The organism is Verrucomicrobiota bacterium (assembly GCA_016871535.1).
GTDB lineage: Bacteria > Verrucomicrobiota > Verrucomicrobiia > Limisphaerales > SIBE01 > VHCZ01.
Genome location: VHCZ01000227.1, coordinates 1 through 9825, shown reverse-complemented (window position 1 = coordinate 9825; position 9825 = coordinate 1). Strand labels below are relative to the sequence as shown.

10 protein-coding genes are annotated in these 9825 nt (G+C 59.0%); 5 read left to right on the top strand and 5 right to left on the bottom strand.

Annotation, left to right across the window (positions count from 1 at the left end):
* The first annotated feature begins 625 nt into the window (after positions 1–625).
* The 5 genes from FJ398_21800 (at position 626) to FJ398_21780 (ending at position 6701) form a co-directional block, all read left to right on the top strand.
* Positions 626–3142, top strand: a complete 2517-nt coding sequence (locus FJ398_21800; GenBank protein ID MBM3840546.1) for a DUF559 domain-containing protein — start codon at positions 626–628, stop codon at positions 3140–3142.
* A gap of 346 nt (positions 3143–3488) precedes the next feature.
* Positions 3489–3794, top strand: a complete 306-nt coding sequence (locus FJ398_21795) for a hypothetical protein (protein MBM3840545.1) — start codon at positions 3489–3491, stop codon at positions 3792–3794.
* A 305-nt stretch (positions 3795–4099) separates the two neighbouring features.
* Positions 4100–5305, top strand: coding sequence for a hypothetical protein (locus tag FJ398_21790; GenBank protein MBM3840544.1), 1206 nt, complete (start codon positions 4100–4102; stop codon positions 5303–5305).
* Positions 5302–5889, top strand: a complete 588-nt coding sequence (locus tag FJ398_21785) for a DUF4276 family protein (protein MBM3840543.1) — start codon at positions 5302–5304, stop codon at positions 5887–5889. Before FJ398_21790 ends, FJ398_21785 begins: the two co-directional genes overlap by 4 nt.
* Positions 5890–5969: 80 nt before the next feature.
* Complete coding sequence (locus FJ398_21780) at positions 5970–6701, top strand: YebC/PmpR family DNA-binding transcriptional regulator (protein ID MBM3840542.1); 732 nt, start codon at positions 5970–5972, stop codon at positions 6699–6701.
* 152 nt (positions 6702–6853) lie between these two features.
* Here the strand turns inward: FJ398_21780 and recO are convergent, their stop codons facing one another.
* From recO to FJ398_21755, 5 genes are read right to left on the bottom strand one after another with little or no spacing between them, the layout of a single operon-like run.
* Positions 6854–7513: a DNA repair protein RecO gene (gene recO, locus FJ398_21775; protein MBM3840541.1), complete on the bottom strand. Its 660-nt coding sequence runs from the start codon at positions 7511–7513 to the stop codon at positions 6854–6856.
* Between the two features lie 29 nt (positions 7514–7542).
* A complete protein-coding gene (gene ybeY / locus FJ398_21770; GenBank protein MBM3840540.1) occupies positions 7543–8004 on the bottom strand; it encodes an rRNA maturation RNase YbeY in 462 nt (153 codons plus the stop codon).
* On the bottom strand, positions 8001–8258 hold the full coding sequence (locus FJ398_21765; GenBank protein MBM3840539.1) for a hypothetical protein: 258 nt from the start codon (positions 8256–8258) through the stop codon (positions 8001–8003). The genes ybeY and FJ398_21765 overlap by 4 nt, the downstream gene beginning before the upstream one ends.
* Before the next feature lie 16 nt (positions 8259–8274).
* Complete coding sequence (locus FJ398_21760; GenBank protein ID MBM3840538.1) at positions 8275–9246, bottom strand: PhoH family protein; 972 nt, start codon at positions 9244–9246, stop codon at positions 8275–8277.
* Positions 9247–9284: 38 nt separating this feature from the next.
* A complete protein-coding gene (locus tag FJ398_21755) occupies positions 9285–9773 on the bottom strand; it encodes an HIT domain-containing protein (protein MBM3840537.1) in 489 nt (162 codons plus the stop codon).
* Positions 9774–9825 lie beyond the last annotated feature (52 nt).

Sequence of the window (9825 nt, the reverse complement as noted above, 5' to 3'; positions counted from 1 at the left end):
CAATCAAAATGAGAACTGCTGCAACTTTTTCATCCGACAAGAGGGCGCTGGCTCATTGACCGGCCGGCGGCAATTCCGCGATGAAGCGTTTGGCGAAGCTTGATCTTCAAGCTCCAAGCGCAGATAGTGCGATCATGACGAAAGAAGAAATGGTCAAAATTAGAGGAAGCCTACGCCTGCGAGGACTACTTCCCCGGCGTGCTGGGCAATCCCGTGACTCTTGCCGCGCGCAGGGGAACGCGTTGCACAGATTCTGGCCAAGTACAACCTGAAGCTGACACGGGATGTGGTCACTCCCGCTTCCATTTCCGAATCCGGAACGATTCAGAATGGGCCGAAGCTCAACCGAAACTCTCCTCCGGAAGCGAAGATCGCCTTGTTCCGATCGCTCTTTCGCGGGCGGACGGACGTGTACCCGCGGCGATTCGAAAGCAGAAAGACCGGGAAGACTGGCTACGCGCCCGCTTGCGCGAACGAATGGATTCGCGGCGTCTGCGAGAAACCGAGGATCAAATGCGCCGATTGCCCGAACCGGCGCTTTCTCTCCGTCACGGATGAAGTGATCCGCTGGCACCTCTCGGGCCAAGATGACCACGGCAGCGCCTTCGTCATGGGCGTTTATCCGATGCTTCAGGACGAGTCCTGCTTCTTCCTGGCCGTGGATTTCGACGGCGAGAATTGGCGGGAGGATGCCGGTGAGTTTCTCCAGACGTGCCGCAAACTCGATGTGCCCGCCGCGTTGGAGCGCTCGCGATCCGGCAATGGCGCTCATATCTGGTTTTTCTTTGAGGAAGCGATTCCGGCCAGCCTCGCGCGGAAGCTCGGTTCGCATGTCCTCACCGAGACGATGGAGAATCGGCCTGAAATCGGGCTCGCGTCTTACGACCGGCTTTTTCCCAACCAAGACACGCTCCCCAAAGGCGGGTTCGGGAATCTGATCGCCTTGCCGCTGCAAAGGCAGCCCCGAGAGCGCGGAAACTCCGTCTTTCTCGACGAGCAATTCCAGCCGCATCCGGATCAGTGGGCATTTCTCGCGTCCTTGCCAAAACTTGCCCGAAGCCGAGTTGAAGCGCTCGTGCGCGAAGCCGAATCCCAGGGCCGAATCCTTGGCGTGCGCAAGGCCGTGGCAGACGAAGACCACGATGACCCTTGGACGGCTCCGCCTTCGCGGCGACGCCAGGAACCGCCCCTCGCAGGACCATTGCCGGAATCTCTCGAATTGGTTCTTGCGGATCAGATCTACATCGCCAAGGAAAGTTTGCCGCCCGGACTTCGGAATCGGTTGCTTCGTTTGGCGGCGTTTCAGAATCCGGAATTCTACCGTGCGCAAGCGATGCGTCTGCCGACGTACTACAAGCCCAGAATTGTCCATTGCGCCGAAGACCATCCGAAACATTTCGCCTTGCCGCGCGGATGTCTGGAGGAGATTGAGCAACTGCTCCGCTCGCTCAAGATCAAGGCTGTCCTGCGCGACGAACGCTGCGCGGGCGCCCCGCTCAAGGTTTCGTTCCAGGGCACGTTGCGGCCCGACCAGCAAGCCGCAGCAGAGGCGATGCGGGCGCACGACACGGGCGTGCTGGCCGCAACCACGGCCTTCGGCAAAACCGTGCTCGCGGCCTGGCTGATTGCGCGACGTGGAGTGAACACGCTCGTGCTTGTGCACCGCCAGCAACTCCTCGAACAATGGATCGAACGGATGTCTTCCTTTCTGGGTGTTCCGCCGAAAGCAATCGGACGGTTGGGCGGCGGGCGGAAGAAACTCACCGGCGCGTTAGATGTGGCGTTGATGCAAAGCCTCGTCCGCAAAGGCGAAGTGGACGATCGCGTCGGAGCTTACGGCCACTTGATCGTGGACGAATGCCATCATCTCTCGGCGCGGAGTTTTGAATTGGTCGCGCGCCGGGCCAAGGCGAAATTTGTTACCGGCCTGTCTGCGACCGTCACCCGCAAAGACGGGCATCATCCGATCATTTTCATGCAATGCGGCCCGGTGCGGCATCGTGTCGATGCCAGACAGCAAGCCGTCACGCGGCCTTTCACACATCACGTGTTTGTCCGGCCAACCGGATTTCGTGCGCCAACTCCACCTGCACACGATCCGTGCGCTGATTTTCACAATCTCTACGAAGCGCTCCGCAAAGACGAATCGCGCAACCAGATGATCTGTGCCGATGTGCGGAACGTCGTCCGCGAAGGCCGTTCGCCGTTGGTGCTCACGGAGCGCACGGAGCATTTGCAATTATTGGCGGAGCGGCTGTCTCGCGAGATCCCAAACGTAATCACATTGCAAGGCGGCATGGGCCGGCCGGAGCTTCAAAGCGCGCTCGAACGGCTCGCGCAGCGGCCGAACGGTGGTCCCCGCGTGATTGTCGCCACCGGCAAATTCATTGGCGAAGGATTCGACGACCCGCGACTGGACACGCTGTTCCTGGCTTTGCCGGTTTCCTGGCGAGGCACCATTGCGCAATATGTCGGCCGGTTGCACCGGCTCCACGAAGGCAAAAGCGCGGTGCGCGTCTATGATTACGCGGACCTCGACGTTCCCATGCTCGCACGAATGTTTGACAGGCGCTGCCGCGGTTACGAAGCGCTCGGCTACACAATTCTGCTGCCGGCGAGCGCCGTTCCCGGATGGCCGGCCGAAGTGCCGCTGCCCATCGATCCGCAATGGAAACAGGATTACGCCGCGAGCGTCCGGCGGCTCGTTCGCGACGGCGTGGATGTTCCCCTGGCGAATCTCTTCGTGCACGCCGCGCGTTCTCCGGCGCCTGATGCGGAAGGCGCCGACCGCGCCCGAAGCGCGAGCGAGGCGTTCCTGTATCGCCGGCTTGAGACCTTGCCGGAAACCGCCGGCCGCTTCCGGTTGAATGTGGAGTTGCCGATTCCTTTCGACAGCCGGGGACGGATGGAAGTGGATTTGTTTTGCGCGGAAGCCGGCGTGATCATCGAACTGGATGGCGCGCAACATTTGGCCGACGCCGAAGCGTATCGACGCGACCGGCGCAAAGACGCGTTGCTCCAGCAGCACGGGTATTTTGTTCTGCGTTTCCTGGCGGACGACATCGGCAAACGGCTGGATGACATCTTGGATACGATTCTGGCCGCGCTGGTTCATCGGGAGAGGGATCGCATTGCCTACTAAAGCTGAATGATTCAGTAGCGACGACGGGAGTGCACGCGCCTCGCCAATTGTGTTCGCATCAAAAACGCCTGCCTCGTGTTTTCTCTCTCGCCCCGCGAGGAACGAGTGGGGAGAGAGCTGAAGAGAGGGGTATTCCTTAAGAACAAACCTCCTCTCCCCGGCCCTCTCCTCCTTTTTTGAGGAGGATAGGGAGAAGAAGGGCGGTGAGGAAAACAGTATGGACACCTGGAAGTGATCGTTCCGTCCCCGGCTGATTTGCTGGTTCCGAAGCTCAAGCGGAACGAACCTCGCGATCGGGCGCACGAGGCTTGGGCAAAACGGGTTCATCTGGTAACCTAAAGGCCATATGCAGCACGCTGGTCCAGACACGTCAATTTGGGGGCCCTATCCCAACTATGACGACATCGCCCGCTTCGAGTATGGGCGGCGGATGTGGCGGCTGCCGGCCATGCGCCAACGGCTCCTTTCCCACTGGACCGATTCGCGGCATCCATACCGCGCCCGGTTTGACAAGCACCGCTCCCTGATCGAGAAGATCCTCGCTTCCGATGCTTCCGCGAGCGAGCTGGACCGCATGCTCCGCGAGCAGAACACAAGCTTGCGCTGCCTGGTGCGGGAGATCCCAACCGTGTTTGGAAGTTTCTTCGAGTGACCTTCGGTATAGGTTGTGCTATTCTTCACCCAGAGCGCCGTCGGCGTGGGACTGGCACTGCGAATGATTTGAGTTTCAAAAGTAAATCGACACCCCTCACCCTGACCGTGTTCGAGTCGTCACTTGACAACTTCCACTCCTCACACGCCGTTGACATAGGTTTTCAAAATTGACCAATCCAAAACAAAAGCTGACTCCCAAGACAGGCGTCATCGAACAGAGAGGAACCCGGGCACAGGAAGTCCCGGCTATTAGGCTTTTCAAAGCAGTGGCACCCTTGTATTGAGTTACTAACGCTTCGCGAGTTGAACATTGACGGCTTTAAGAGCTTTGGAATGAGCGGTCCTCCCATTCGGTTCAGTCGGCTCAATTTCCTCGTCGGAGCAAATGCCTCAGGCAAGACGAACGTTCTCCGCGCGCTGAGATTTCTGCAAAACTCAATCCTCCAAAACGTTGAACTGGCTGTCGACGCCGAGGGAGGACTAACCGAAGTAAGGAACAAAATACTTCGCGAAAAGAAAGAGGCCAAGCCTCTGACACTCAGGGTCAAGTTTTCCGGATTGTCTTTCGACGTTGGTTCAAAAAGCGGCGGAAAATACTCGATCGACGAGGCTCGATACGAGTTGAAGCTGGACGTGCGGTCGGAATCGGGTGTTCCTGCGATAGAGTCCGAGGCTTTGGAGGCAAAGCTGTCGCAAGGAGGAAAACCGCTTCCAAATTATTCATTGCGGCGAGATCGGGAACACGTTGAGATTCATGACCCATTGTCGCCTGTCGAGAAGCCCGAGCGCCGATTCCCCATACCGGCGCAAGAGGCGTCGCGTGCTGCGCTGGGTGTAGTCTTTTTTAGTCTCCCTTGCGTCATCCTCCGAAGCGAGATGGAGAGCTGGTCCTTTTTCAACATCAATCCCCAGACTGCGCGAGCGCCATTCCGTGACGTCGCAGACGCTCGCCTCGGTTCGTCTGGAGAATATCTTTCCGTTGTGCTTCATCGGATCGAAAAGGAGAACGGAAAGGGTTCACTTGCGTCCATCATTGCAGGACTCAAGGGCGCCATTCCGGGGTTCAAAAGTATCAAGACAACCCAGCTCCCTGTGGAGAATAAGTGGGCATTCCAACTCCTCGAAGATCGTATTCGGGGAGCGATCAATCCAGAATCGGCTTCGGACGGCACGATCCGCTTGCTTGCGCTAATGGTTATCGCACAGTGGAGTTCAAGGCATTCATCGCTTCTTGCAATCGAGGAGCCCGAGAACGGACTTCATCCTCATCTTTCAGAGCATATCGTGAGTATCCTCCGTGCCGCATCCACGGATCGACAAATCATTGCAACGACGCATAACCCCGATTTCCTGGATTTCTTGGAACCTGAGGAAGTGCAACTCTGCGACAAGGAAGAGGGTTTCACAAAGATCAGAATTGCATCCGACCAGGAGGAAGTCACAACTTTCAAGCGCCGGTTTCGTCTCGGAGAACTTTGGGAACAAGGAGTCTTGGGGGGCATCCCATGATTAAGGGGAAAATCGGCGTTGGCGTTGAAGGACCTTCAGATTTGCAGTTTTGGGACAAAGTGTTGCCTAAACACCTTCAAGGTTGGCAGTTCGATATCCGCAACATGAAAAACCGCGATAAACTCGTGCGAGCGGTTCCGGACTTGTACGAGGAGTTTCGCAATCTTAAACGCCAGGCTGCCTTCGTCCTGCTGGGTAGCGACAAAAGTCCCTGTGTCTGCGAGATACTTGGCTTCTTCGACGCTCGGATTCTTGCCGAAGCGAAGAAGCCGTTAACCACTCGATACCTTCACCTTTGTGTTGCGGTTAAGCGCCTCGAATGCTGGTACCTTGCCGATCCGGACGGAATTAACCGACTTTTCCCCGGTTCAAATTACCAGTCGCCTGCGGACACCTCCATTCTTCACGGAAAGCATGAAATCGAAAAGATGTTGAAAGCACATTCCAAGCAGCCGGTGGGCTATAATGAAATCGAGTTTGCAAAGAGCTTTGCTCCGCTTTTTGCTCCCAATCGTGCTGAGAGGCACTCTGTTTCGTTTCGGTACTATTGGCGCCGAATTAGCGCCGTATGTCAATCGCAGTGATCGAGCGAGCGTGACGCTCGCAAAGGTCGATTTTGAACCATTGGGTTGAACACCCGACTCACTCCCGCCTATTCTCCCCCATGGGCCGTCAATGGTTGCATGCAAAACGCGCCGTCGCCTCGATGAAGAAGGCGAAGGCCACGGGCAAACTCGTCCGGGAAATCATGGTTGCTGCCAAGCTCGGGGGCACGGATCCCAACCTCAATGCCCGGCTCGCCGCCGCCGTCGAGAAAGCGCGCAAGGAAAGCGTCTCCCGCGACGTGATTGAGCGCGCCATCAAGAAAGGCTCCGGCCAAGGAGACGAAAAGCTCGTGATGGAGCACATCGTCTTCGAGGGTTACGCGCCGCACAAAGTGCCGGTCATCGTCGAGGTGCTCACGGACAACACGAATCGCACCGCGCCGGAGATTCGGGTGTTGTTTCGGGCGGGCCAGCTCGGCAGTTCGGGGAGCAACAAGTTTCTGTTCGATCCTGTGGGCCTGGTTGAGGCGCATCATCCGGACACCCGCGCCGACCTGGAAGCCGCGGCCATTGAAGCAGGCGCCAACGAGGTTGAACCGCTGACGCGCGACCAAAACGACGACATCCCGGAAGGCGTGGCCGGCGCGAGGTTCATCGCGGATCGCACGGCCCTGCACACGGTGTCCAAATGGCTGTCGCAGCACGGCTGGACCGTGGTGACGAGCGAGCCGGGTTACGTGCCGAAGATTTACCCGCAACTCACGGAGGAACAACGCGCCGAGGTTGGCGAATTCCTTCAAACCCTCGAAGACCACGACGACGTCCACCGCATCTGGGCCGCGTTGAAGTAGAGCCGGTTACTGGCGCAATTCCTGCACCGCGCATTCCGTCATTTCCGCCCCTGGCAAATCCGAATTTCGAGATTGGGATTCCGAATTTCGGGCGAGGCTCGGAAGATGATCGTGAGAGGAGTCGGCAAAACCGGAAGTCTGTGCGCCGGTCCTCATCTCTCCATCTGCTTTCCGCAAGCAACGTCGCTGGGCCTTCCGGCGGGCACTCGGTCGAAGTGAAATGCGATCAGCCCGCGCAGGTATCGGCCTATCTCTATGGATTGTGCTTCCGCCAAGGCGATCTCCGGCAGCTCGGACCACTCCGCGCGCGCGATCTGCGTGAAGTGGGCCCGGCCCGCCGGCGTGAGCGGGCCTCGGGCCAGGTCCGGCATGATCCCCAGTTCGCGCAGCAATCTGGCCTCGAACGCATGGACGGCGCGGTGGTCTTTCGGTTGGCCGGAAAGAAGAATCAAGACGCCGGCGAACATTTCGTAGAAACCCGGCAGCGGTGTTTCGGTTTCAGTGCCCAGTTCCAGCAGACGCGCGCAGTACGCCGCCTGCTCGAGGTAAGCCAGATTCGTGCGCAAGATCGGGTTGAAATCGCGAACGCTGACTTCGCGCAACCCATGAAGGTCGCTCCGGCGGCTGCGGACAAAACTGAAATCGGCCCGGAAGAAAAGGTCGAGCTTGCCGGCGAACGGCGATTTGAGGCGGCGCGCTCCTTTGGCCACGGTGGCGAGCCGGCCCAGGTCCGGCGTGAGCCAATGAACGATCAGGCTCGTTTCCGTCAGCGGACGCGTGCGGAGGATGATGCCGGTGGTTCGCTCGTCCATGAAGGATTTCTAATTTGAAATCTCAAGTTTTAGATTCGGCCCAATTTTTCCAACGGAAACCGCCGGGCAATCTGGCGAAGCAAACGATTTTCCTGACGTTTCATCACGCGCCGCCGGGCCGGCTGCAAATCGTCGAACCCGCGCATGTGCAGGAGGCCATGGATGACATAGCGGACGATTTCAGACTGCCAGGACGTGCGGAACTTTCGCGCGTGCAGCACGGCATCGTTCACGCTGATGAAGATTTCGCCGGCGATGCGGCCGGGTGGCCGCGTGTCGTGAGCATCGAACGTGATCACGTCCGTGGAGCCGGAATGCTGCAAAAACCGGGCGTTGAGCCAGGCGATGCGAGACGAGCTGACCAGGTGCACGCACACCTCGAAGTCGCCCAGGCGAAGCAACTCGACCAGGAGCACGCGCAGAATTCTCTTGAGCATTCTGGCATGAATCCGGCGCGAGCGCTGCCGGTTTCGGATCGCCACTTCACTCATGGATGCAGTCTGGACTTAGGCGCCATGAACCCGTCGATGGTAGGGCGGCGCTGCTGCGCCGCCGCATCGACGGAAGACCGGCTGCGCGGCAACGCAGCCCTACCAGGTTTATGGAAAGCTTCCTGTTCCAAAAGGACCCTGCACTCGGCCCATGAACTCGGTAGGGCGAGTCCGTCCCGGCGAGCCGCTGGACGTGCGTGGAACACGTCCGACTCGGCTCGCTGGGGACAGGCTCGCCCTACCCAGAGGTTCATGGACAAGTCGGCCAATTCACCGGGTCTCCTCGCGGCCTTTGCCGCGGTGTTCTTCATACGCCGCGATGATCTTTTGCACCAGCGGATGGCGGACGACGTCGCGTCGGGTAAATTCCACAATCGCGATCCCGTCCACGCGCGCCAGGGCCCGGTGCGCTTCCAACAGGCCGGATTGCTTGTGCGCGGGCAAATCAATCTGCGTCGGATCGCCCGTCACGACGGCCTTGGAGTTGTGTCCGAGGCGAGTCAGGAACATGAACATCTGTTCCATGGTGGAATTCTGCGCTTCATCCAGAATGACGAACGCGTTGTTGAGCGTGCGTCCGCGCATGTAAGCCAGCGGCGCGATCTCGATGGTGCCGCGTTCGGTGTGTTTCTGAATTTCTTCGACCGGCAGCATGTCGTGCAACGCGTCCTGGAGCGGGCGCAGGTAAGGCGAAATCTTTTCGTAGAGATCGCCCGGCAGAAATCCCAGCGCCTCGCCCGCTTCGACCGCCGGACGCGTCAGGATGATGCGCGAGATTTTCTCTTCCTTGAGCGCCGCGACCGCCAGGGCCACCGCGAGATAGGTTTTTCCGGTGCCCGCCGGTCCCAGCCCAAACGTGATATCGTGGCGCCGAATGGCCTCGATGTATTTTTTCTGGCCAACGGTTTTGGGCGTGACGAGGGCTTTCTTAGCGGAAGTCTGAATGCGTTCCGCGGAGAGGCTCTGGAGGGCGTGCGGTCCGTCGTTCTTCATCACGTTGAGCGCGTAGGCGAACTCGCGGTTGCGGATGGGCGAGCCGCTCTTGAGCGAGTTTTCCAGAAACGCAAACAACTGCCTGGCGGATTCGACGGCGTCGGCCGGGCCTTCCAGTTTGATCCAGCCTTCGCGCGCCGTGGCTTTCACGGACAACTGATCTTCGAGCGCCTGCAAGTTGCGCGGGTCATTGTTGAAAAGCTGCTGAGCGAAGCGGGCGTTCTCGAAGTGAAGGGTCTCGGAAGGCATCAGTTGAATTTCAAATTTGAGATTTCAAATTTCAAATTCTAGGCCGCGAACGCTTCGCGGAGGCGGGCGGCGACATCGGCGAGCGCTTCCGGCAAAACCCGCGTGTCCGCAATCACCGGCATGAAGTTGGTGTCGCCCTTCCACCGCGGCACGACGTGCATGTGCAAATGCTCCACGATGCCCGCGCCCGCGACTTTCCCCAGGTTCATTCCGATGTTGAACCCATCGGGTTTCATCACGCGCCGCAGGACTTCCACGCTGCGCCGCACCAGTTTCATCAGATCCCCGAGCTCCTCGTCGGTCAAATCGTTCAGTTCCGCGGTTTGCTTGTAAGGCACGACCATCAGGTGGCCGCCGTTGTAAGGGAAGGTATTCAACACGGCGTAGCAGGTCCGTTCGCGGCAGACGATGAAGTGGGCCGCGTCGTCGCTCGACTGGGCGATACGCGTGAACAGGGAGTGATCCGACGGCGGAGATTTCGGCGCCCGAATGTAATCGATCCTCCAGGGGGCATGCAATAATTCCATGCCGGGAACGCTAGGCGCGGGGCGGCGGATTGTCAAAAGGGGAAGGTGAACC

Bases quoted from the DNA above. Each gene is read 5' to 3' on its own strand.
- recO (MBM3840541.1), bottom strand. From the start codon at position 7,513: ATGGACGAGCGAACCACCGGCATCATCCTCCGCACGCGTCCGCTGACG.
- FJ398_21795 (MBM3840545.1), top strand. From the start codon at position 3,489: ATGCAGCACGCTGGTCCAGACACGTCAATTTGGGGGCCCTATCCCAAC.
- FJ398_21765 (MBM3840539.1), bottom strand. From the start codon at position 8,258: ATGAACCTCTGGGTAGGGCGAGCCTGTCCCCAGCGAGCCGAGTCGGAC.
- FJ398_21800 (MBM3840546.1), top strand. From the start codon at position 626: ATGCTTCAGGACGAGTCCTGCTTCTTCCTGGCCGTGGATTTCGACGGC.
- FJ398_21755 (MBM3840537.1), bottom strand. From the start codon at position 9,773: ATGGAATTATTGCATGCCCCCTGGAGGATCGATTACATTCGGGCGCCG.
- ybeY (MBM3840540.1), bottom strand. From the start codon at position 8,004: ATGAGTGAAGTGGCGATCCGAAACCGGCAGCGCTCGCGCCGGATTCAT.
- FJ398_21760 (MBM3840538.1), bottom strand. From the start codon at position 9,246: ATGCCTTCCGAGACCCTTCACTTCGAGAACGCCCGCTTCGCTCAGCAG.
- FJ398_21780 (MBM3840542.1), top strand. From the start codon at position 5,970: ATGGGCCGTCAATGGTTGCATGCAAAACGCGCCGTCGCCTCGATGAAG.
- FJ398_21785 (MBM3840543.1), top strand. From the start codon at position 5,302: ATGATTAAGGGGAAAATCGGCGTTGGCGTTGAAGGACCTTCAGATTTG.